At 54.0% G+C, this 25,395-nt stretch carries 11 protein-coding genes and 1 pseudogene; 3 read left to right on the forward strand and 9 right to left on the reverse strand.

Annotated elements, in window-relative coordinates:
- Positions 1–164: 164 nt before the first annotated feature.
- From AC54XV_RS22640 to AC54XV_RS22650, 3 genes are all read left to right on the forward strand, one after another.
- Positions 165–827 carry a YciC family protein gene (locus AC54XV_RS22640; RefSeq protein ID WP_496717230.1) on the forward strand — a complete coding sequence of 221 codons (663 nt, stop codon included), beginning with the start codon at positions 165–167 and terminating at the stop codon, positions 825–827.
- A gap of 33 nt (positions 828–860) precedes the next feature.
- A complete protein-coding gene (locus AC54XV_RS22645; protein WP_060409423.1) occupies positions 861–2,003 on the forward strand; it encodes an endonuclease/exonuclease/phosphatase family protein in 1,143 nt (380 codons plus the stop codon).
- Between the two features lie 175 nt (positions 2,004–2,178).
- Entirely contained in the window at positions 2,179–2,436 is a 258-nt protein-coding gene (locus tag AC54XV_RS22650) for a hypothetical protein (protein ID WP_024639707.1), read from the forward strand.
- A gap of 104 nt (positions 2,437–2,540) precedes the next feature.
- Here AC54XV_RS22650 and AC54XV_RS22655 read toward each other — a convergent pair whose 3' ends face one another.
- The 9 genes and pseudogenes from AC54XV_RS22655 to AC54XV_RS22695 all read right to left on the reverse strand — a co-directional run bounded on the left by AC54XV_RS22655 (position 2,541) and on the right by AC54XV_RS22695 (position 25,391).
- Entirely contained in the window at positions 2,541–2,738 is a 198-nt protein-coding gene (locus tag AC54XV_RS22655; protein WP_003313844.1) for a hypothetical protein, read from the reverse strand.
- 561 nt (positions 2,739–3,299) lie between these two features.
- Positions 3,300–4,178 carry a class I SAM-dependent methyltransferase gene (locus tag AC54XV_RS22660; protein WP_236120970.1) on the reverse strand — a complete coding sequence of 293 codons (879 nt, stop codon included), beginning with the start codon at positions 4,176–4,178 and terminating at the stop codon, positions 3,300–3,302.
- Positions 4,179–4,323: 145 nt separating this feature from the next.
- Positions 4,324–4,545: pseudogene (locus AC54XV_RS22665) on the reverse strand (TauD/TfdA dioxygenase family protein); the annotation flags it as partial.
- A 273-nt stretch (positions 4,546–4,818) separates the two neighbouring features.
- Positions 4,819–6,375: a bifunctional aminoglycoside phosphotransferase/ATP-binding protein gene (locus AC54XV_RS22670; protein WP_058398954.1), complete on the reverse strand. Its 1,557-nt coding sequence runs from the start codon at positions 6,373–6,375 to the stop codon at positions 4,819–4,821.
- Between the two features lie 100 nt (positions 6,376–6,475).
- Positions 6,476–7,075, reverse strand: coding sequence for a LysE family translocator (locus AC54XV_RS22675; RefSeq protein WP_058398955.1), 600 nt, complete (start codon positions 7,073–7,075; stop codon positions 6,476–6,478).
- Positions 7,076–7,213: 138 nt separating this feature from the next.
- On the reverse strand, positions 7,214–8,131 hold the full coding sequence (locus AC54XV_RS22680; RefSeq protein WP_058398956.1) for a beta-ketoacyl-[acyl-carrier-protein] synthase family protein: 918 nt from the start codon (positions 8,129–8,131) through the stop codon (positions 7,214–7,216).
- A gap of 68 nt (positions 8,132–8,199) precedes the next feature.
- Positions 8,200–11,367 carry an ACP S-malonyltransferase gene (fabD, locus tag AC54XV_RS22685; protein WP_058398957.1) on the reverse strand — a complete coding sequence of 1,056 codons (3,168 nt, stop codon included), beginning with the start codon at positions 11,365–11,367 and terminating at the stop codon, positions 8,200–8,202.
- 4 nt (positions 11,368–11,371) lie between these two features.
- The gene (locus AC54XV_RS22690; RefSeq protein WP_080396043.1) at positions 11,372–18,154 is read right to left on the reverse strand and encodes an SDR family NAD(P)-dependent oxidoreductase; all 6,783 of its coding nucleotides are present in this window, start codon (positions 18,152–18,154) and stop codon (positions 11,372–11,374) included.
- 55 nt (positions 18,155–18,209) lie between these two features.
- Positions 18,210–25,391: an SDR family NAD(P)-dependent oxidoreductase gene (locus AC54XV_RS22695; RefSeq protein ID WP_496717231.1), complete on the reverse strand. Its 7,182-nt coding sequence runs from the start codon at positions 25,389–25,391 to the stop codon at positions 18,210–18,212.
- Positions 25,392–25,395: the final 4 nt, after the last annotated feature.

Here is a 25,395-nt window from a genome sequence, read left to right on the forward strand (position 1 = left end):
CCTGCCGCAATGGCAGGACCATGTGCAGAAAATGGGGCCTCATCGACGCGCTTCAATGACATGAAGAAAAAGATAACAAGGCGTGCGCCGAAAACCACTGCGCTTGGTTAGACCGGGGCCATGGGCTAAAGTGTGCGCCTGCTTTTAGCCTGCGATCTATCTCCATGAACCCGTTGAACGTCATCCAGGATTCGCTTTATTTCTTCCGGCGCAATCTGGGCAGCATCGCGCTGCTGTGCCTGCCTGTCGTGATCCTTGAAGTGCTGGCCAAACAAGCGCTGGGCAGCGCCATGTCCGCCGACACTTCACCTGCCTACGCGTTGGTGATCGGGCTGTTTTTCTACCCTATTTATACGGCCGCGCTGATCCTGTTTCTCGACGCACGCAGCCGTGGCGAGGACGTACACACCCGTGATGTACTGGCCATGGCGGTGCGCCTGTGGCCGACCTTCGCCGTGCTCTCGGCCATGAGTACCCTGCTGATCATGTTCGGCCTTTCACTGTTCGTCGTGCCCGGCATCTGGGTGATGATCAAACTGGCGTTCAGCGAATACCTGCTGGTTCTGCGCAAACTCACGCCGTTCATGGCCATGCGCGAAAGCATGCAGATGACCACCGGACACTTCACGCGCATTCTGGTGTGCGTACTGAGCTTCTACATTCCCCTGTGGCTGCTCGAGGGCGCCAGCCTGTACCTGTTTCCGGAACCGCAAAGTGCAGCGGTTTCCGTGATCACCGACAGCATCGGCAGCTTCCTGCAACTGTTCACCACCATCGTGACGTTCCGCCTGTTCATGCTGATCAGCGAGCCCGCGCACCGCGCCTGAAGCAAAGGCTGACGTCAGGCGCGTCGATTCGGTATGCTCAACGCCGAATCCCTCACTGAGCGCCAGGCGCTCCAAGTCGAGCCGATGCCCCGTTTACTGCTACGTCTGACCCTGTACGGCTTGCTGCTGGTCGCCGTATTGCTGTTACTGGTTTTCCAACTGACCTGGCGCCCTCCGGCCCGTGAACTACTCACGGTCAGCTGCAACCCTGCAGTCGAGGCACCAAAACTGGTACCGGGGCAAGCGCTGAAAGTCATGACCTGGAACATCCAGTACCTGGCGGGTAAGCGCTACGTGTTCTGGTACGACATGGCCGACGGCAGCGGCCCGGACGAACGCCCGACCCATGAAGACCTTGCCTACAACCTGGACGAAGTGGCACGGGTCATCCGTGACGAACAGCCCGACATCGTGCTGCTGCAAGGGGTCGACGATGGCGCCAAGAACTCTGACTATGAAGACCAGTTGGCGCTGATCAAGGAACGTGTCGCGGACCTCTACCCGTGCAGCACGCAGGCCTTCTACTGGAAGGCAGAGTTCGTGCCCAACCCGCATATCTGGGGCAGCGTCGGCAGAAAACTGGTGACCCTCAGCCGCTTCCATATCGACAGTGCCGAACGCCTGCAACTGCCGGTGCCCGACGCCAACATCATCAGCCGTCAGTTTCAGCCAAAGGATGCCTTGCTGGTCAGCTACCTGCCCTTGCGTGACGGCGGCAAACTGGCCGTCATCAACACCAGCCTGACCACCGCCAGACGCGCCGGCGACACCGCACAAAAACAGGTCGCGGCCACTGAAACGCAGCTGGACAAGCTGGAAAGCGGCGGCACGCCCTGGCTGATCGGCGGCGACTTCAACCTGCTGCCGCTGGGCCAATACCAGCGCCTCCCCGAGCAACAGCGCCTTGGCTATGCCGCCGACAGCGAACTGCACCAGCTATGGGACAAATACCCGATGATCCCCAACAACGCCGAATCCAGCGGCATCGACCGCAGCAAATGGCTGACGCACTTCCCCAACGACAGCCGCATCAACGGGCCGGACCGGACGGTGGATTACCTGTTCTACAGCCCGAGCCTGAAGCGGGTCAGCGCGCGGGTGCGGCGGGATGATACGTTGCTGATCTCTGATCACTTGCCGGTGATCGGGCGGTTTTTGCTGCCGGTTTTGCCTTGAGGTGGAAAGCGGCATTCAGGTTTCAATACTCTGGCTGGTCACCAGACTTCCGAATGACGTGCTTCAACAGCCGATTATGATCAAATACTTGGAACCGTTTCTGGAAGCGCTCGCCTAATGATTAGCCCGTGGATACTTCCATGGGCGACGTGCCAATACCGGCATACACCAAAGGGTGATCCACATGGCTAAAGACGACAAGAAAAGTAAAGGCGAAGCCTCGAAAGCCAGCAAAGACCTGAAAGACAAGAAGGCATCACCGGCCAAGAAATCTGAAGCGGCCTCGACGCTTTCCAAGTCTTCCGAAAAGAAAGACAAGAAGAAAGACGCCGAGCCAAAGAAAGCGGCCAAAAAAGCTGATAGCAAGCCAGAAAAGGCCAAGAAATCAGACAAGGTTGAAAAGGCTGAAAAGCCGGCTAAAAAGAAAAAGTGACATCTGCTGCCTGCCAGGGCGTTGCGCCCTGGCGTTCTCTGGGTCACTGTCTCGCTTGCAAGCTAAGTGACCAGAATAAAGAGGTTCTCCCTTTAGATATCAACTCAACGTTGCACGCCCTGAATTTTCTCAAGACGCATTTCATAACCTTGACCTGGCTGCGTGACCGTCTCTGTTTCAACGGTCTGCACAACACGGCCCGATGCATCCTTGGTCACTGCGATGCTTTTGCTGTAAGCGGTTTGAACGCAGCCCGAGATAGAGATGACTGCCAGCAACAACAAAGCGAAGTTAGTTTTCATTATGGATTCCTGTCCATTGGTTGAGTGGCGGGCAGCTTAACCGGATAGATAGCCTCTTGCCGTCATTTTTGCGCTTTTGCTTTATAAAGTCCGCTGGAAAAGCCGAGCCCCTAATTAGCCTGACGCCGTTCAACGTGATCGGTTGGCAGAGCTTGACGGCTTAGCCTCTCGGTCTACTGGATTACGAGCCATTGCTCCCGGACCTCACGTCCCCCTCAGCTTCACCCGCGCCCTCGCCTCCGCCACCAACGGATCATCCGGCCAGTAATGCTTTCTATCACCTAGCACCTGCGACATTGACAGCGTTGTAGCTTCTAAATTAGTGGACTTCTGGCGTTTTCGTCAGCAACACCGTTGACTGTCAATCTCGCTATGGAGGATTGACATTTTGAGAGGATATTTTTTGAGAGGATTGACACCCTCGGCAAGATCTGCCCATAACAAAGCGTAACGGCCCTAACAAGGCGGGCCGTTTGCTTGGGACCGTCACGTAGCGTTAGAGGGTTGAAGCAACAACTGTATACACGAAACCGCACCTATTAGATCCGTGCAAACCCATACTCAAGTCTTCGCACATATCAATCGAAATGTTCCGAGCATTCGCAAACCATCCTTTCTTCTAGCCAGATAGAGCTCATTCAGTTCAACAGAGCCATAGTCTCTCACGGACTGAAATCCTATACTCTGGAGCTCATTTTCAATGACAGCGGGGTCAAGCCATGTTCTCCATGGCTCACCCAGTTGCCCGATCAAGCTCACAAGATAATCGCCTATGGCATTTTCAATGGGATCGAGCAACGTAGGGGTGACGCCGTAATCGAAAATTATGCCGCTTCCTTTTGGCAGCGACGCGACAAACGTTAGTGTGTCAAGTATCGCTTCATGGGATATGTATATCGTCACGCCTAACCAAGAAAAAAATGCAGGTTGATCTGCGCGAAAACCGGCTTTCTGCAGCTCTTCGGCTAAGGTGTTACTTTCAAAATCAACCGCCACGAACGTCAATGAGTCAGGTACTTTTATGGACGCTTCTTTAAGGAGACTTCTCTTCCATTCTTGGGTAGATGGATGGTCCACTTCAAATACATGAAGGCCCTCTTCAAGATAAGTATTCCTGAGAGCGAATGTATCAAGGCCGGCACCTAAAACGACATATTGTTTCACTCCGGAGTGTACACATTTTTTGAGTTCATCTTCAGCTAATCGACTACGAATAACCACGACAGCACGTATGCCTCGCGCATGGAGATCGTTGGATTGGAATGGATACTGTCGCAGGTCGGTTGCCGCCTGCTCGCCAAGAATCGGCAAGGCCCACGGGTCGTTGAATATGATTGGTTCGTCCAGCAGCTGATGAGCGGCCCGGAGTTCGGCAACCTGAAAAGCAGTTCGACTTGGAATACCCGTATTAATAACGTTTTTCTGTGAAGTGAGCATCATAGCTTTCCTATATCGCACTATGGGCCAACTAATATTTTCTGCATGATTATCCTTCACGTTTTACACCATCAATAGTTGTTGGTCTGCTATAGCTGGTTTTTTCGATCGACACTTGCAATTTGGCTTGCAACGTCCAGATTCCGCTTTAAGGACCTTTCGTGACCTGACTCCGCTGTCCTTGCACGCCCACCGGTACTTCGCCCTTGAAGGTCACCCGGCGTACGATGCGCTCTTGGGTTCCTTAATCATCTAGCGCGTAATGCTGGGTGGCGCGGTTATCCCAGATCGCTACGTCACCGCTATGCCAGCGCCAGCCCATAGTATTTTCCAGCCGTGGGACGTGACTCTGCAGCAGGCTGAACAGGTGGGGGGGGGTAATGTTGTTCGATTAAGGCTATAGCTGGCATATTCAGGCAGCAAATGACTTAAATTCACTCTCGATGCATTTGATTCAGCCTACGCAAAAAGATAGATGGTGCCGTTCTATGCTGTCGGCACTGCGGATGACCGAGGAAGGCTCGATGGAGTTACGATGCCACTGTCGGCAACGTCAGCATGAAAAAGGCGCAAAAAGGGTCAAGAAAAATGCCAGTATTTCTTGCCCCTTATCTGATGAGGGCTTGATGTCAATAAATTTTACTTACGAACGGGACAGTCGCTGACGAATTTGCGCAACCAACGCGTCAAGCGTCCCGCTTTCATTGGTCTCCACGCGTTTGCTGAGCAGCAACTCTTCGGCGCTGAGCGGGTCACGATTGGCCTGCTGCCCTTCGATGACGGTCAGGGTGGCGTCGGACAGATCGTTCTTGGCTGTCTGACGTTGTGCCAGCCAAGCGGCGATCACGGCCTGTGGCGCATTGCAGTCGAGGATCAGGAACGGTGCGCCGGTGGCCTCAGCGATTTTCGCCGCAGCGTCGCGTTGTTCACGCTTGAGGAAGGTCGCATCCAGTACCACCGGGAAACCAGCGCGCAGTACGGTGTCGGCGATCTCGTTCAAGCGCGCGTAGGTGGCGGCGCTGGCATCTGCGGCGTAGATCCCTGCCTGCGGCTTGTTCTCGACATGCTGCTCGCCGAACAGGCGCTTGCGCTCTACATCTGAACGTAGGCGAATTGCCCCCAGTGCTTCTACCAGGCGCATGGCCACGTGGCTTTTGCCGACGGCTGACACGCCGTGAGTGATGGCCAGGAAACGCGAGGGGGTGGTGCTGTAGCTTTCTGCCAGGTTTGCGTAGTTGCGGTATTGGCGCAGGGTGGTTGCGCGCTGCACCGCGTCTGCCTCGGAAGGCATGCTGAACAGTGCAACCTTGGCGCGTACCAGGGCGCGGTAGGCTTTATAGAAGTTCAGCAGTTCCAGGCCTTGGTAGTCGCCGGTAAGTTCCAGGTACTGGCTGATAAAGCGCCGCGCCAGGCTTTTGAGGCCACGGTCTTCCAGGTCCATCGCCAGGAAACCGGTGTCGGCATACACGTCGGTGAAGCGGAATGGCTCGTTGAACTCGATGCAGTCAAAGATCACCACATGGCCATCAATCATAGTGGCGTTGCCCAGGTGAATATCACCGTGGCATTCGCGGATGAAACCATTGAGCTTGCGTTGTTCAAACAGTGGCTTGAGGCGCTCGAAGCTGCTTTCGGCCCAGGCCTGCAAAGCTTCCAGTTGTGCCAGGTCAGCCTTGTCGCTGAGGAAAGGGCAGATCTGCTCGAAGTTCTGCAGCACCGGCACCATGACGTCGTGTGGCGTGCCGGCGGTGTGTGTGGCCGGCACCTTCGGGGCATTCAGGTGAAAGTGCGCGATCTGCTTGGCCAGTTCATCGATGTGCGCGCTGGTCAGTTCGCCGTTGGCTTGCAAGGTGCTGAGCAGCTGGCTTTGTGGGAACTGGCGCATTTTCAGCACGTAGTCGACTACCGGGCCGTCGCCGCCCAATTGCGGTGCTTCTGCGCTGCCGGTGATTGGCAACACTTCAAGATACAAATTATCGGTCAGGCGCTGGTTGAGGCGCAGCTCTTCATTGCAAAAGTGGCTGCGGGCTTCCAGGGTGGTGAAATCGAGGAAGCCGAAATTCACCGGCTTCTTCATTTTATAAGCGTAGTTACCCGTAAGCAGGACCCAGGAAATATGGGTCTCGATGACGTGGAACTGATCCACCGGATGGGGGAACAGGGCCGGGTTTTGCAGGGCAGCAATCAGGGACTGGCTCACGTGTGATCCTTCGGAGTTTGGGGAAATTCATGGAGGGTATGATTGCTGCTACAGACGGTTGTGCAAACTGCTGTCCAGCTCATATTGGTCATCAATAGTATTAGCTCAGCAGGCTGGAAACACCTGAATATAATATAGCGCAAGAAAACATCATCAATACCGATGCTGATGCTTTAAGTATTACCCGCCTTGTGCCCCCTCCTTCCTGCGAATGGAGATTGACAAAAGTTCCGACGCTCAGCCAAAAAAGGGATGCCAGCAACATAACCCCAGAAAAGACCAGCATTTCCTGAGCAATTAAAAGCGGATCGTCGATAAGCGTAACGGAAAAGATGATCGAAGACACAATAAATGCTTTCGGATTAAACAGCGTAGTAATAAATATATTAATTCCCAAAATAGTTTCGGTCGCTTTTAAAAAGTTACCTGAAAGCTTCCACGTCTTGCAAGACATGTAAGATATATAGCCCGCACAGAACACCTTCATGAAAAACAGACAACCTGTATTGCCCGAGACATATTCGATCAGAATGGAATAGAAGGTGATCGCAATCACGTAGCCGGAAAGCTCGAACAGCGGTAAACCAGCAGACTTCAAAAACCCCTTGGACACGCCGGCCGCCAGCAATAACGTATTAGTCGGTCCCGGAACAAATAACAGTACAGCAGACTCAATCGCTACCTTCAGTAGTTCATGCATATCACACCCTTGCACAATAGCAACATTTCACTTGACAAAAATTCATTGAATACCTGGTCACTCACCGCGCGCCCCGCAACTCGACCCCGTCCGCGCGCGTACGTCCCCAAGGCATAAACACGCGGTCATAAAGCTTTTTCAGGCATGGTACTTAACGATGCATGCCCCCCAAAAAAACATGCCAAAACTCAGGCAAAAGGCCAAATCACCATCATCCATCGGGGTCCCAGTCAGATTCAACAAACAATCAATCGTAAAAACATGCGCTTTCGGAGACCGCGTTGGCAGCCTGAGTTTTGAGGCGTCGCCGCCGACCTCCATAATGTACATTTTGGACAAGTGCATAATAAAGTTATTGGTTATGAAGTGGTTTATAGCACTTTTATCAAAATCAACTTTCAAAAAAATATCCCTAGACAGCGTATGAATTGCGGTCAAGGCGAGCCGCAACGCATCAATATTTTTCTGTTCAGCATAAGCCTTAGTGACTCGGTGGTCGGTGGCCTCCGACCGCGCGATAACCTCGTAGCAGTTTCCGGTTTTTTCGCAGGTCACCAGACAAACTGCCACCCCGTCACTTAAAATCGCCGTTCCAGGATAATGCCGCTCCTCGTCAGTCATCAGCTTTTCTGCGAATACCAACAAAACCTTACTGTCTGGACGCTCCTGCAGGATCTGCCCACAAAAACGCAAGGCATGAACGAAATTACCGCACTCCCCCGCAGACAAGGCATACAGCGTCGCCTTATGAATACCGATATTCGCTGCCAACTTCGAGAGGTAGACACTCAGGCCAACGACCTTGTCAATGAATTTGGTTGAGCTGATATAGACAATATCGGTCACATCCTCTCGACCGACATGGCTCTCATCCAGGACCTTCGCGGCTACCTTTTCGCACACAGCATAAACGTCACGACTTTCATTTACATAATATTCAAAGCCGCCCGCCCGAAAGGCCTTAAGCTCATCAGGACTCATGCAAGATGACAAGCTATCAATTGACTTCGACTCGCCGAAATCAAACACGACGTTAGAAATAAACAGATTGGACATACCGGCATTCCCTGGCAATTAAATATATACAAAAAAGAGACAGTCCAAATACTCAAAGCCCTGGCAGCCTATACGCCATTCAAAAGAGCCGAGCTTAACTCAGCCAACGATGGCTGTTTATTGACGAACTGAACCTTGAGCCATTCGGAAATGGCCAGATAGTTGGACGGTAGCAACCTGCATAGCGTTGGCCTTTGATCATCCGACAGCCAACCATGGGCGTTACCCGCACGCTGGCGAATCGCTGGATCATTAGTGATGTACGTCTTGGCTCGCCCACCAAAATGGATCGTCTTAGGATCTGGGAGATCCACTATAAAGGCGTCGCTTGCGGAAAAAAGGGTCTGCCTGATCAGTCCAGGCAAAAAAGACTCGCCTATCAGCACGTTCAACTCACTGCTGACAAAAAAATCTATTTGACTGAGCGTCCCTTGAGTGAAGTCGTTCGGGGCCGACAGCGCGCCTTCGATGCCAATCTTTATATCCAGTTCAGGGTGTTCAACCCTCAACCGGTTAATGCCCATCAATGCCTCCAGGTCATGCTCTTCATTATTGAGAATAATGGCATCACAGGCAGCGATGTTTTTCGCAAACTCAAACTGAGCAGCATCAATTCGCCCTTGCAGGTGCAAACGCTCAAGAACACCTTGCGGTAGCTTCTGGTAAAAGCCCTGAACACAGCGAGGATCATCCACGCTGATAAACAACTTGTTCTTTTGTGGGGTACTACTAAAACGCCCTAGGTAGGCCGAAATAACCCGGTAGTAGACCAGTTCAGTCGTCATACCGTAGACGCCGGTCAGGGCGACAGCGTTCAACTGATGCGCCAGAACTTTTGAAAACAGAACCTTATCGTTTTCACTGTGGGTAATAGCCACCCCCACACACCCGGAGTCATTGGATCTTTTGGCGCCCAATCTCGACAGAATGCTGTCCAGGCTACCGGAATCAATCGCCTCAGCGGTCCAAGGAACTGCCTGAAAAGCTAGATGTCCGCACGCCTGTGCACGCTCTATAAAAGAATAATCCAGATTATCTTCCGAGAGCGTCAGGACATGAGGGTAATCCAGGCCAAAATAACTAGAAAACTCATCCCCCCGGCCCCAGCGACTTTTGAAAGCCTTACCCAACCCGTCTTTCGCAGGCTGCCGGGCAACCTTGCTTTCCACGCTTTCTGTGCTGCCTGGCACTTGGCGAATGACTTTCTCACCCAAGACTAATGGCGAGCATTTATTGCGGATCTTTGTTGTCAGTTTGGTGAGCACATCACCAGGACCGATCTCTACGTACTCATCGACCTCCAACCCCATCAAGTAACGAACGCTGTCCAACCACTGCACTGGGCTGTACAGTTGCTTCACCAGTTGGCTCTTCAGCGTTTCATTCTGATGGGGCAAACCGGTGACGTTACTGATCACCGTTTTATTCATCGGTCGAAACGTGAAAGGCTCGAGAAACCGCTCAAAATCTTGTGCTATCGGCTGCATGTAGCGCGAATGAAAAGGTGCCCCCACCGGAATAGGAATGTAGGTGCCCGCCAGCGAGTTGATAATGCCTTCAAACGCCTCCAGCGCCTGATGCGGCCCTGCAATCACCAACTGATCCGGAGAGTTGATGTTTGCAACATCAATGCTGGTAATGCCGTTATCGTTGAGCAGTTGCTGCAGATCCTGAGCTTTATAATTCAGGATCACGGCCATGGAACCGGCATTCGCGGAAGACATCAATTCCCCGCGGTGCTTGACGATGCGCAGTCCCGTTTCAAAGTCAAAGACATCCGCGGCGAACAGCGCCGCATATTCTCCCAGGCTGTGCCCGGCCAGGAACTTGATCACCACCTCGTTATCTTCCCGATAGGCGAGGTACTGCAATGCACACACGGTATACAGCGCAGGTTGCGTGTACTGTGTTTTGTTCAACTGCTTCTGTGGGTCTTCCAGGCACAGCTGCTCAATGGAATATCCCAGAATATCACTGGCGATTTCAGTCTGCCGACGGAAACGTTGGAACAATTCACGCCCCATGCCCACTCGCTGTGAGGCCTGTCCTGGAAAAACAAGGGCAGTGTTCTTTGCTGGATTATTGCCGACCACGCTTGTTCGAGTCTTTTCCATAGAATGATTTACCAAGGTAGTGTCTTGAGGCCCGGGTTGAGCGATAGCGCTTTCGCTATACGCCTTTGCAAGGCGCTTTAGGGTCAGCACGCCGGCCTGGTATTGAGTCGTGTCGTTACTCATCAAGGACATCAGCGTCAGGCTCACAGGGACCTGCTTTGCCCTGAACGCACCCAGATGCTGTTTGACAAATCCATGCAACGATCCGGAAGGACTAAGATCAACATACACAGGCGTCGCGCCTGTGGCGCTTGCCTCTATCAAGTCGATGGTGTCTGCAAAGTTGATGGGTGACTCAACGATCCCCCAAAAGTGCTCGGCGTCAATCACACGACACCGCGCAACCGTTGCACAGGAGTAAAAAGGCAGCGTGAATGCCCCGGTTGTGTACTTTTTTATCGACGCTAAAGAAGCCGCTTTTAACGGGCGTATGGCAGGCGAATGAAAGGCGTAGTCCACAGCGATCCGCTGATATAAAAAAGCTCGTTGCTGGCAGCTCTTTTCCAACGCATCAATCACCCACGTATCTCCCGAAAAGGTGACGTGTCGTGAGTGATGCACACCCGCAACAGCAACTTCAGGAAACTCGGCGAGCAGTGCGTCCCTTTCATCCGGGGTAATCAATGCCGACAGCATGCCGCCTTTCGGCAACTTGCCTTGTCCTGCAAACTGCTCTATCAATAAGGCTTGATCACAGATTGCAGCCAATAAATCCGTATCCGAAATGGCACCGGCAACACAAGCGGCAATGAACTCCCCCAAACTCGTGCCGATCACCGAGTCAGCGGTGATCCCTTCAGCAGCGAGGGTTGAGACCAGTGCCAGTTGCACCATCACGATGCTCGGATGAGTGAACGTGATAGAGGAGAAGTCATCGCTGCGAGACTTGTCTTTACGATAAATCTCCGCGATTACCGATTTACCCAGTATGCGTTGGCCTATCAGATCCAGCCGCAGCATGGCTTCACGAAACGTTGAATGCGTCAGGAATAGATGGCTCGCCATCTGATAGTAATGACACCCCTGCCCGCCGAACATAAATATCCTGTGCAAGGGATAGACTATCCCCTGGTTCAGCGGCGAGGCGGTGTCTCTGGCGAGCGCATCGGTCCTGACATTCATTGCATCAGCCCTCCACGTCGGTTTCTAACACTTCTTCAATCTGGTCGCCGTGCTCAGCCACCAGGTACTGTGCCAACGACTGAATGGTGTCGTGCTCGAAAAACACCACCACAGAGATCGCCAGCCCCAGACGGCTGTTGATCAACTCACACAACCCAACAATGCTGATCGACTCGTAGCCGTTTTCAGTAAACGTTGCTACAGGACTAAACGAAGCTGACTCCTTGTCCAGCAACTCCGAGGAGATTGAAACCAACCAGGAAACCGTTGCCTGCAACTCGTCGCTGGCGCCATCAAACGAATAGGCTGGCTGTTTTTGCGCGACCGCTGCCAGTGGCGCAGGCGATGCAACGGGAGGTTCCACGGTTACCTGCGGTTGAATGACTGGCGTGTTGTCAGCGAGAGTTGCGGCCTTCCAGATGAACGCGAATTGCTCATCCGAATGGTTTTTGTCCAGGGCGTGAATAAATGCAGTGGCAATGTCATTGGCCGCGTTGCCCTCCACTTCCAGCGCTACGGTCTTGCCTTCGCGGTAACCAGTACCCTGCAACGCCGCGCGATAACGACCAAAGGTTTTTGCCAGGGTGTTGAGCTGTTTACTGTCGTGTTCCTCGACGGTCATGACGATGGAGAACGATTGCAGCTGGGAGTCAAATGAGTAGGTCGCCTCATCTAGGTTAATCAGTGCCGCGAGATGACGAATAAGCGCCTTGTCTTTCAACGGTTCCTTATGCTGCTGAACCTTGTCATCGGCCGGAACAATGTAATGCACACCCTGGATATCGCCCAGTTGGTCTTTTATCAGCAACAGTGCATTGAACACGGACTTTCTATCGTCAAGTTCAGCCGCGTAGTAGCCGACTTTGGTATTGTCCAGGCTGTTCTGAAGTAACCCGATTTGCTCATCGATGTCTGGCGCTGAAAGCGCGTCACCCAGGATTGCGATATGGCATCCGCTGGTTTCATCATCAATCGCACGAATCACACTTTGGCCCACCTCATTCAAGCCGTTTGCCAGGACATAGACACAGTTGTCATTGAGTAACGAGCCTGATTCCGGCTGGCTGACTTTCTGCACGCTGCCGGCATAGATACTGTCGTGGGCACACAGGTATTCAGCGATGTGAGTCTGTGTGTCTGCTGCACGGTTGATCAGCGTCGAAATGTTGGCAAACGAGCACAAGGCTTCACAGTAAATAATCGTCAGTTTGACATTGGCAGCACCCAGCACGTGCTGTTCCAACGCCCCGGTCAATGCTGCATAGAGTTGATACTGGCGATCGAACGGCATGATGATTTGCAGGTGCAAAGGCTGAGTGCTGTCCGCCAGCCAGGCTTTGACCTTCTTCGCCAGTTGACGTGAGACGGACTTGGCCAGATCAGCGAAGGACTGGGCAAAGCCGTTCGGCAGGACTTGCTGCCATTCTGAAGAGCCGGCATCGAGGCCGCAGGTCTCCAGATCTCGCTGGAAGTAATCCAGGGTGTCCAGGCCAACGACACAGATTTTCGTATCGGCCTGCGCCGGTTTCGGATGTGGGCTCACGTCCACCTTGTTCCAGCGATGAATAAACAACGACTTCGGTTCGGCGGTGACTTTTTCGACCGCCACCGGTGCCGTAATGACCGGCTCGCCAACCACCGGCTCAACGGTTTTCTGAACAATCTTCCCTGCGACTTTTTCAACGACCGGTTCAACCATAGCGGCTACGGTTTTCACCCGCTGCTGCACAGGAGCTGCCTCGACTTTTTGAGACACGCCGGCCGTGTGGTTGCCCATCGGCAACCAATGACGGTTTTGTGAGAACGGGTAGGTCGGCAGGCTGATACGTTGCCCTCTTTTCCCCAGCAGGCCGCCCCAGTTAATCACCACCCCTTTGGCCCAGAGCGCGACGATGTTCTGGTATTTACCTTGCTTCAGCCATTCAGAAAGAATCAGCTCAAGGGAGTTATCCTCGTACAACAGCTTCGCTGTGGCGTCCATCTCGCTGGCATAGCAGACATGCAGCGGGGATTTGCCTTTTTTATCATTCAGGAATGCATCGAGGTTGTCTTCAAGGTGCTCGATGGAGTCCGCCAGGAAGCTCAGGCGGTACGGCATTTGAGTGCGGCCGGTTTGCAGCGTATAGGCAATGTTGCCCAACCAGTATCGTGGCTGGTTGTTCAGGGAGGTGTTTTGCTGAGCGTTGTAGTGGATGTAGCCCAGCAACTGCGCAGCTCTCTGGTGTAGCGCCTCCTTTGATTTTGCGGACAACACGATCAGTTCCGGGTAATCCATCGTGTAATTGACCTGATTCGACACTTCCTCGTGCTCTTCGATGATGAAGTGCGCATTCGCACCGCCCGCGCCAAAGGACGACAGGCCGGCAATCCGCTTTTTGACCTCTTTATTCGGCAGACGCCAATGGGACAGCAACTGGGGGATCGAGAAGGAGGTTTTTTCGATCTGCAGGTTTTTATTAATTTTCTTCGAGTGGAGCGAAGGGACGATTTGCTGGTATTTCAGTTGCAGCAGAATCTTGGTCAAACCGGCCATGCCTGCGGCACTTTCGCAATGACCGATATTCGATTTCACCGAGCCTACCGAGCAGAACTTACCTTGTTGTGCCGAGTCTTGATCGATGGAAAACGCCTGCCTCAGCCCATGAATTTCGATGGCGTCGCCCAGATGGGTGCCCGTACCGTGCGCTTCAATGTACGAAATGTCCGCAGAACGAATGCCGGCCTGTTGGACCACTTTTGAGATCAGCTTACTGTGAGCTTTCGGGCTTGGAACGGTATACCCATTGGTCTTGCCTGCGTGAACGATCAGCGACCCGGTAATCACCCCATAGATGTGGTCGCCATCGCGCAGCGCATCCTCGTAGCGTTTCAACAAGACCGCACCAACACCTTCTCCCGGTACATAGCCGTCTGCACTCTCGGAAAAGCTCGCACATTTACCGGTCTGCGAAAGGTCGCCGCCCTGTTTCAGCACACCATATTTGTTGGGATGCAAGGTCAGATTGACCCCGCCGGCAATCGCGTAATCAATCTCCCCAAGCTTCAACGCAGAGCACGCCAGGTGCACGGCGGACAGCGATGACGAACACATGCTGTCTATGGCGACGCTAGGGCCTTCCAGGTTCAGGATGTAGGAAACACGGTTGGCAATGGAGGCAAAGCTGTTGGAGATGGCCTGCCCTTCGTACAGACCTTTAGCCGTTTCGCTGTGCAGCTGATACTCCTGGTACATCGCGCCGACATAGATACCGGTGGTCATGTCACTTTCGGCCAGGGACTCTTTGGTGTAGCCCGCATCTTCCAGCACCGAGAAGGCACATTCGAGGAATTTGCGTTCCTGAGGATCTGTCAGCAGCGCATCGGTTTCACTGAAGTCGAAGAACTCCGCGTCGAACTGGTCAAAGCCGTCAATAAAGCCGCCCTTGAAATTTTCCGGATTTTCGACCCGATTAAAGCCGGTTTGCTCCCACCTTGCCTTGGGCACTGAGGTCACCAGGTCACGACCTTGCGACAGGTTTTCCCAGAACTCGTCCAGGGTCCGCGAGCCAGGGTAAGTACCATTCAGACCGATGATCGCGATATCGCCGGAACGACGGGGTTCAGGGTAGGTTTCCTGGAAATCAGACACCTGAGGCAGTGACGCCGACGGGGCGTCAACCTCTTGAAGGGAGAATGCGCCCAGGTCGATCACGTCAAACTGAGTAACCGCAGGTGCGCTGGCAGGGGCCTGGGTGTGAGAAGCAACGGCAACCGGGGCAGCACTAGGTGGTTGTGCATCGCTGAAATCAATACCCAGCAACGCCGCCAAGGCCTGTTTATCTTGCTCGATAAAGTAATCGATGATGCCTTCGACGCTATCAATATCAAACAGCAGGGAACTGCTGACCTGCTCGAAATGCTCACGCAGTTTATTGGTGAGGGTGACGACCAGGATAGAATCGAATCCCAGTTTTTCGAGGGAGAGGTCCAGCGCGATTTCATCGACAGGAAGCTGAACGACGTCGGCGATCAGATCAGTGAAAAACGCCTGGCTCTTGGCTTTCAACATTGCAACGTTGACAGCCGAAGGGGTATTTGACGGGGTATGCATGGAGGACTCGTTCCCTGATGAATGACTGGATCCGGACTCAACGACCTTGGGGGCAAGGGACGCGGCGTGCTTTTGCGCACGCATCAACATCACGAACTGCCCCATGTCGTGGGCCAGCTCGGCGGGGAACTGCGTAGAGCCGTAACCCACTTGCAGGGCGGTGTTGTGCCACGTGGCAGGCTCCAGAACCGGAGAGCCCGGCACCCTGATGTGATCGTCGTTGTACAACCACCAACCGTCGAGGAAACCAAACGTGAGGTGGTTGAACAAGGTATTGCGGCTGAGCTCGTTGACGATCAATGAGCCCTGATCTTTCAAAACTTCCCAGACCCGGCGAATCGAGGCGGCAATGTCACTGGTGGCGTGTAACACGTTGGTGGCAACTGCAATATCGTAGTAATCACGCTGCAGTGGTTGGTCATCGACCGACTTTTCTACGTTGAAAATCTCGTAGCGCAAGAATGGATTGCCTGGCCCGTATTCCCGCTGGGCATGAAACAGAAACGACTTCGAAAGGTCGGTGTAGCAGTACTCTGCGATGTTGGCGTGAAACGGCGCCAGGTGCTTGAGTAACACGGCGGTTGTACCGCCGGTGCCAGCGCCCACTTCCAGAATGCGAATTTTCCGCTGAGGGTCAGCGGCCAGCAGCGTGTTGATTTCGTCAACCACCGTCCTCGAAAGCACCAGGTTGAAGTAGTCAGCAACGCGGTTGTTTTTATAGATACCCTCGACCATGCGCATCGAAGAGTCAGGGAACATGACGTCGGTGGCCTTTATTTTCCCGGTCAGTATCTCCTTGGTATGGATCAGCAAGGCTTCAACCAGTTTGACTTGAGCGGATTTATTATCATCCAGCAGCCATTCAACTTTTGCGGTGTTCCAGGAGAGCCAGGCTGCGCTGGCATCGCTCTCAGGAAACTCTGCCGTTTTGCTGAATTGACCGGCGTCGTGACGAAGGTAGCCCTGGCGCACAAGGCTCATCAGGGTCTCCGTCAACCAGCGCGAAAAAACTGCGCGAATATCGGTCTTGCGAAGCACGTCTTCAACGGAAAACTCAGTACCGGAAAACACGCCCAAGGTTTCAAGGTCGGCAGCGACGATCCGGCAAAGGTAGCTGTCCATGTCCTCCAGGTAAAAAACGCCTTCCTCCCTTAGGGCCATATAGTGTTCATTCCGATACACATATTCCATCATACAGCCCTCCACTACATCGTTATTTAACTGAGTTGTTGATTGCACAAAACCAAATTCTGTAGTGTTCTGATGAAGTGTCACCTTATCTATCAATGTTATTTTTTCTGGATCGTAGGCAGCGATAAAACTGGCCTGTAAATGATCCCCTGCAATCAACGCCTCAAAGGCCAACATGCCGATGGTCGGGTTGATTGACGCCATCCCGCTTTTTTCCAGCACCTTTTGATACGACGCATCACTGACAATGCCGACGGTTCCCCAATACCCCCAGTTCATGGTTCTGACATGGGTAGTTGCGCACTTGGCCTGCAAGTAATGGGCAAAACTGTCTTTAAAGGTGCACCCCGCAGCGTAATTACTCTGCCCGGCCTGGCGAGCAAAGCTCTGGATCGAGGAATAGAAGGCGATGAAGTCGAGGTCTAGATCGGCAAAGTAATTTTCGATGTTTCGGCAAATATCCACTTTCGCAGCAAGGGCCGAACTAAAGGTTGTTTCAGACATATTGGCAACCGTCTTGTCCTCCAGGACGATTGCCGAATGAATAATGCCGTCCAGCCGGCCATATTGACGGAGGATGGTGTGTCGTAATTGCTCCATTTGGTGTGGCTGGGTGGCATCAACCGATACGTACAGGGGAGCACGACCGAGTCTCTCCATGGCACGCAATGAATGACGGATTTCATCATTAATGGCTTTTCGACCTGCCCAAATGACTTGGCTATCGTGCCGTTGCAAAAGACTTTCGGTCCAGGCCTGGCCCAGGCCACCGGCACCACCGATGATCAGATATACCCCGTTGTCACGGTAGATCGGCTTGACCGGCTCACTGCCGTTTTCAACCGGCAACACCTCCAGGTGCTCGGCATACCATTGATCGTCGCGGCAGCAATACGTCTGTCCTTTGACTTTTCTTTTTTCAATGCCTTGCGACGAGCGCACCAGCGAGGGGTTTGAGGTCGCACGCGCCACAAAGGCGTCATCGACATCAAGCAAGCTTATCGTCCAATGGCTGTATTCTTTCGCAGCGGCACCGACAAACCCGTGCAACCCGGCGTTGACCGCTGTGTTAGTGCCTTCGTTGTTGACATTGAAGTTGTTCTTGGTGACGACCGTGATCGACAACCTGACTTCATCAGCCTTTAATTCCAGCAACGCCTTGAAGAACCTGAAGAAGATTTTTTCTTCGATACCATACTGTAAACCTTGATCCTCTGCGTGCACAGAGACATCAAGGCTACCGCCGATCCAGAGGATACTTTTAATCGTTCCCGGGATGTAGTCCGCCAGTGTCGCGGTCATACGTTCCAGCGTATCCAGCGCAGTAAAGCTGCAGTGAGCCTGACCGCCAACCAACGACAATAATCTCTGCCTGTTTGGCGACACACCCGCCGCAGAAGTGACTGGAATAATAACCAGAACGCTTTCATCGGTCACCAACGACGGGCTGCCCGCTATTGGCCGCCAACGATTAACGGCATAAATGTTATGCACGGCATTGCTCATATCAAACCTTCTACCCAGAGGTAACAGTCAATAGCACCCAAACACCAGGACCTGTTTAAGCTTCAGACAATCGCGGCACACCGGACAGTATCCGTTGGCGATAACCATCCAGCACCGCACAGACATTGGATTGCGCGTCGTAGATAACAATGGTCCAGATTTCTTTCTTGCCATCATTCAGCACATGCCCAACCGACCAGGCGTTGAGTGGAATTTCCCGATACTGTTGAAAGCGGTCTATTGCAAAAGGAACCCGGGTTTGCACCCCGCCCTGATCCCTGGTTTGTTTGGCTTTATCCCGCGCTACAGCGAGAATCGAGATGGCCTGAAGTGCAGAGTCTGCAAGGCAGGGATGAACCGAAAAAGGCGACTGTTTATTCGCCAGGATCGACGGCAGTTGCAATTGAGCGATGACCGTCGAGGGCGAAAAGTAGAGGGCCTTGATACCTTGCAAACGGGTCTTGTGGGTAATGCCATGGCGACGCAACAAGTCATAGCATTGCGCTGCCGGTACTTTTCGATACTGGGCCAGCCCTGCCGCGCTCAGGTCAATCTCATCGAACCGGATCCCCTGTGCTTTCAGGTGACTGAACGACTGATCTTCTGCCAGCATCTGTTGACCTGACGACAACTCACAGATGGCTTGGGCATACAGCTGCTTTTTATCTCGGCTCAGCACCTTCAGGTCAGCGTTGTCGCCTCGCTCTGTCACTTCCACAATAATCGGTAAGCGTGGCGTGGCGTCGGTAAAGACCATCGGCTGAACCCAGGCAATATCGTTCAGCGCTATTTGGTAGGCATTCTTGAACTTGTCGCCATACACCGCGCAAACACTGCGTTTCATCAGCTCGATATACATCACGCCGGGCAGGACTTTCTGCCCCATAACCAAATGATCCGCGATGAAGAAATCATCCACCGTCAGGGTGAATTCACAGTACTTGCTGGCGGCTTTTGACCTTGCCGCCGTGGCTCGTGGGGCTGATGCGGGAGGACTCGGACGTGCAACGGAGGCCTGTTTCGCCGGCGCTTTATCCTTCGAAGACGCCCAGAACGACATGGAATTGAACGGACTTGCCGGCAGGCTACAAATGCTGCCCTGGAACGAAGCGTCGTTGACCTGGCCGTTTTCAATATAGACGTGCGCTTGTTTCAGCAAAGCCTGGGCATTGCCCTGCCCCAGGTCGCTCGGCGTAAAGATTTGCATGCTCGGCTTGGCTGCTGACAGCAGGGAGCCCAGTGCATTGGCCAGTTCAGAAACCGAGCGGCTAAGAATCGCCACGCGCTTGCCGAAGTGCCTGCGCCCGCAGGCCAAGGTGTAAGCGATGTTGGTCAGCGACACCGTCGCGTCAGACTCGAGGTGCTCACGCAGTTTCTGCAGGAGTTTGACCAACTGTGGGTCAGAGTTCGCCGACAGCAGAATCAACTGCGGCCCAAACTTCTCCGCCGTGTGCCGTACCGGCTGGGGTAAATCACCGAGCACCACGTGTGCATTGGTGCCACTGGCACCGAAGGCACTGATCGTTGCCAGCCTCCGGCCATTTCTGGCTTGCCACGGTTGTGAAGATTTCGCGACATAAAACGGGCTACCGGCCAAATCAATTCGCGAGTTGCCTTTGGTGTGGTGAATCAGCGGCGGAATGGTGCTGTGTTCCAGTGCCAGCACCGACTTGATCACACTCGAGATACCGGCGGCAAATTGGGTGTGGCCAATGTTGGCTTTGACCGAGCCCAAGGCGCAGTAATTCTTGTGCGCGGAGTCCGTGGTGAAGGCTGCACAGAGTGCGTTGAACTCAATCGGGTCGCCCAGGTTGGTGCCGGTGCCGTGGGCCTCCACCATGGAGATGTCGTTAGCGGTAATACCGAAATCCTTGTACACCCGTTTCAGCAACTTCTCTTGCGAGACGGCGCTTGGGGCCGTGATGCCGTTGGTTCTGCCGTCCTGGTTGATGCCGTCACCGTAGATGACCGCGCGAATGTTGTCGCCATCGGCCAAGGCATCGTCCAAACGTTTAAGAATAATCGCCCCGACCGCTTCGCCGGGGACAAAACCATCGGCGTTTTCATCAAATGGCGAGCACGTCCCGGTGGGCGACAACATCCCGGCTTGTGTCGCCTGCACGTACAAGCGCGGCGTCGTCTGTACAAATACACCGCCCGCAATCGCCGTATTGGTGATCCCCAGTCGCAGGTCTTTACAAGCCTGATGGATCGCCACCAACGAACTTGAACACGCAGTGTCGATGGTCAGCGCCGGCCCTTTGAAATCCAGGTAATAGGCAATCCGCGACGCAATCATCGAGCCCATGTTGCCCCACAGCGCTTGCGCCGGTGCCTCACTGGCCTCGAACACTTCGTTGTAGTCGCCAGTCCAGCCGCCGACGTAAATGCCGAACTGATCTTTCACTTCAGGGGTCAGGCGACTGCCTGCATAGCCACTGTCCTCCAGAGCATGCCACGCCTCTTCGAGGAAAAGGCGTTGTTGTGGGTCCATATACGTGGCTTCAACCCCGGAAATGTTGAAGAAGATCGCATCGAACTTATCAATTTCATTGAGGAATCCACCGCGCTGGCAAACACCGTCGCGATACTTTTCCTGATTGAGATAGTCCGCCAGATCCCAACGACTCACCGATTCGGTGCTGTCTTTGCCGTCGCGGATATTGTTCCAGAACGCCTCGGTATCATCGGCACCGCCAAAACGGCCACTCATGCCGATAATTGCAATCGGCTTTTGGTTGCGTTCCTGGCCAGTTGCAGGCGACTCGCTGAGTAGCTGAGACGCTGGCCGAGCGAATTGAGTCGACGAGTCGACGATCGTCACAGGCGTAATCAGCCCATGGGCATAGCGGGATAGATCCTCGACATTCGGATAATCGTAGATACACGTGGTTTTCAAACCGAGACGATACTGTTCATTAAGCGAATGGATTAAATCAACGCCCAAAATGGAGTCCAGACCGTAATCGACAAACGACACCTCATTGTTGATCGACGCCTCATCCATCTTGAGTACATTGGCCAGTCTTTCTCGAATGAATCCGGCAACGGCCGGCACTTCAAGGCGAACGGGCACGTGACTGATGATTTCGGCGCTCACCTTCCCTGCTTCTGATGGCTGATCCAGGTGTCTGACGGCCCTTGCGTTCGAACCGACTTTGTCCAGGAAGCTATGGGTGTTGGCCGCAAAGGCATACTCGGGTATCCGGCATTTTTTCGGTTGCAGCCCATCGCTGTACAAACCTTCCCACTGCTCAAAGCTGCCATTGACCCACAGTTGCGCCAAGGCGTCCGACTCGTGGTGGGCAAAAGCAATCTGAACGCGGTCGTGGGCCAGCGCTCTTTGCTTGGAAAGCTCTTCAAACCGGTGAGTTTTCACCCCGGCATACAGGCCGCTACCATTAACCTGAGGGTCTTCCTCGCCAAGGAAGCGCTGGAGACGCTCGATAAAACCGGCTAGATCCCTGGCACAAATCGCGACGCGATGTTGATGGGCATTTCGACACGTCTGCAGCGTGAACGCGACGTCACGCAACGCGGGTACGGTCGACGATGAAACGCCGCCCTGAATAACCGCCACCAGTCGCCCAATCGATACGCTGCCTTGCCAATTGAGCATCGACAGATTCAGCCCGTAGCGGGTGTTGACGGCCTCGAATAGTCGATAGAAATCAAATGGTTTGAGCCCGGCATCGACCAAGGGGGTTGAATCGTCAACCTGATTCAACGAGAGATTGTTATCCAGCCCCCGAAGCGTGGCGCGAATAAACGTCGCAATATCCATTGCAGTGGAGGCTTCAGGCGCTTGCGCCTGAAGGAAATCCAGGAACCGACGGCAGTTTCTTTTCAGGCCTTGTTCGGTATTCGAAGAGAAAGGGAAAACCAACGCCTGGACATGTTCTTGCCCGACAGGTGCGCCAACGACCTGTTCCTGCGGCGCTGTGTACTCCTCCAGAATAACGTGGGCATTCACCCCCGCCGCACCGAACGACGAAACACCGGCGATACGATTGCGGTTGTTGCGCGATGGCCACTCGATCAGCTCCCGCTGCAAATAGAACGGCGACTGGTCGAACTCCAAGTTAGGATTGATCGTCTGTGCGTGCAGGCTGGGTACCAGGACCCGGTGCTGCATCTGCAGCACCACTTTGATCACACCGGCCAGACCGGCGGCGGCTTCCAGGTGGCCGATATTGCTTTTTACCGAGCCAATCGCGCAGGAAGACTCACGCAGGTCATTACCTGAGAAACAGGCTTTGAGTGCGTTCAACTCGATGGGGTCACCGAGTTCCGTCCCGGTGCCGTGAGCCTCGATGTAGCTGAGTTCGCCCGCTGTGATATTGGCGCTGTTCAGGGCTTTCTCGATCACCGCCGTTTGCGCCTTGGGGTTCGGCACGGTGTAGCCTTTGGCGGCGCCACCATGATTGACCGCCGAGCCTTTGATTGTTGCGTAAATCCGGTCGCCGTCTGCCTGGGCCTGCCGAAGCGGCTTCAGAATAAGCGTCGCGACACCTTCACCCGGTACAAAGCCGTCCGCCTGGTCGCCAAAACTGTGGCACTGACCTTTTTGCGACAGCATGCTGGACGCACAGAGTTGTACATAGCTTGCGGGGTGCAGATACAGGTTCACGCCACCGACAATCGCCATCTGGCAACGCCCGGCCTTGAGACTATGGACCGCCTCATGAATCGCCACCAGCGACGATGAACACATGGTGTCGATGGGCATGCTGGGCCCATTGAGGTCGAAGAGATAAGAAATACGGCTGGCGACAGAACTGAACGAGGTCGTCGGAATCGTGCGTTCGTCTTGATTCCAGAGTGCCGGGCCGTAGAGATTGAAGCCAGTCTTGGTAATGCCGACGTAGACACCAACGTCGCCGTCATACTGCTGCTTGATTTTATCTTTGGTGTAACCAGAGTCCTCCAGGGCACGCCAGCAAGACTGCATAAACAGCCGCTCCTGCGGATCCATGGCGAGGATTTCTCGTGGTGAGAGCTTGAAAAACTGCTCATCGAAATCATAAGCCTGTTCAAGAAACCCGCCTTGCTTGCAGTAGGATTTACCGTCTCTGATGGCCTCGATTTTGTCCGTGGCATAGAAGTCTTCCAGGGACCAGCGCGACTCAGGAATCTCGGTCACCGCGTTCACGCCGTTGCGCAACAGCTCCCAGAACGCTTCGATATTCGCCGCTCCCGGAAACTGCGCGTTAATACCAATAATGGCGACCGCATCACCGGCCTGCGCATCCACTGCGCGGGGCACTGCCGGACGCGGCTGAGCGTCCTGACGGGCAGAGGCTTGCGGAGCCTGTTGGCTCGCTGCCGGGGCAACCGCGCCGAGCCACGCCTGCACCGCGTCGGGTTGCAACTGGCTCAGTGTGGTGGCCAGGTCATGAATGGATTCCACTTCGTACAGCAGCGTTTTCGACAGTCGAGAGAAATGCTCACTCAACGCCTGATTGATCCGCATGATGGAAAACGAGTCGAGGCCGTAGCTTTGCAACGGCTCGAAGGTGTCGAGTTTGCTTGTCTCCAGCTTCAGGACGCTGGAGATCAACTGTTTGAGGTGAGCGACCAATGGATCATAGGCAGTCTCAACCGATGTCACTGCGCCCTTCCCGCTGGCTGCTTGAGCCGTTTGCTGACTGAGCGCCGGGGTTTGCAGGTTCCGCTGTGGTTTAGCGTTAACGTACTGGCTATCAATTTTCACCGGATCGCCATAGGTCACCAGAACATGGTGGGTATCGGCGGCCAGTAACAACGTATTCACGTGATTGAGGGCCACATCGACCGGCAACGGCAACAGACCGTACTCGACGTGGAGTTCTTTCAGCGCCTGCTGGTCAACACCCATACCGGCGTTTTCCCAGAGCGGCCAGTTCACCGACAACAGGCGATCAAAGCCGTTACGCCCGACCTTGTTTCGAGCGTCGCTGAAACCATCAATGAATCCATTGCCGGCCGCATAGTCGATCTGGCCGACAAAACCTAACTGGCCTGCACAAGAGGAGCAAAATAGAATGAAGTCAAAGCCCGTTTCAGTCTGTTGACTGACGTCGTTTGCAGCCTGAATCAGATGGAGGCTGCCACTGACTTTGGCTTCCAGGGTATTTTCAAACTGCTCGACGGTTTTGTTGACCAGAAAACTGTCATTCAACGTGCCGGCGCAGTGGAAAATCCCTTCGAGGTGATGGGAGGCGACGACCTTGATCAACAGCGACTTGAGGTCCGAGTAGCTCGCCGCGTTCGCCGTGAGATAGGAAACCCGGGACTTTCCGTAGGTGTTTACCAATTGCAGGTACGGCGTATTACTTTGCAGATCGGCTTCACTGCGGCGCCCGGTCAATACGACGCGGGCCTGCTGCCCCTGGCGCAAAATGTAATCTGCCAAGTGCAAACCAATACCGCCTACGCCACCTATAATCAGATAACTCGCATCGGTTTTTATAAAGCTTTGCAACGACGCACCATCAGAACGGTCACTGAGCGTTTCAAACACCTGAACATAACGGACATTCTTGAGGTAGCGCACATACGCCGCGTGACTGTGCTGTTCCTCGGCCAGGCTATTTTGGCTTAACTGACCCAAGGAGGCTTCATCAAGCGCCACCAGTTGAGTGGTAATGCTCGGGTGCTCCTTATTCAGGGTTTTCAGCATGGCTGAAATAGCCGCTTCCACTCCGACATACACAGATTCGTGCGCTACTTTGTCTTCAGCGTAACTATCGGGCCTCAGAAAAAACACCTGGAGCAGCGTATCCGCCGAGCTTTTCCGGCCTTTACCATGCTGCAAAATGGCCGTGACCTGCGCCTTCAAACTGAGGAAAACGTCGAGGATCATCGCACTGGCCAAACCGCTCATCTGGTCGGCAAGCGTGCCTTTGGCGGCCGCCTCTTCGGGAGCCGACACTACCGTCATCCGGGCCAGCAGGCGTTGATCCAGGCGGGCTTTCAAGGTATCCACCAACCGCTCATGACCGTGCTCCGTTACGACCACCACGCAATGCTGTTCGTGAGCCTGAGCCACATCGAGCGCGCGCCCAAGCGGCGCATCGCGCCACACCGGCACATAACGCGTACTGCCCGGCGGCCCGGACTGCTCTTCACGCATACTGCCCCCGGTGGCGTCGGTTTTGGCCAGCGCCTGAACCGCTTGCTCTTTAGTAATACGACCCGCTTTGAGTTGATCAATAATGTAACGCTGAAAGTTAGCAATCTCATTGGAGTTATTCATGACG

The sequence above is a fragment of the Pseudomonas fragariae (ex Marin et al. 2024) genome, assembly GCF_059621105.1.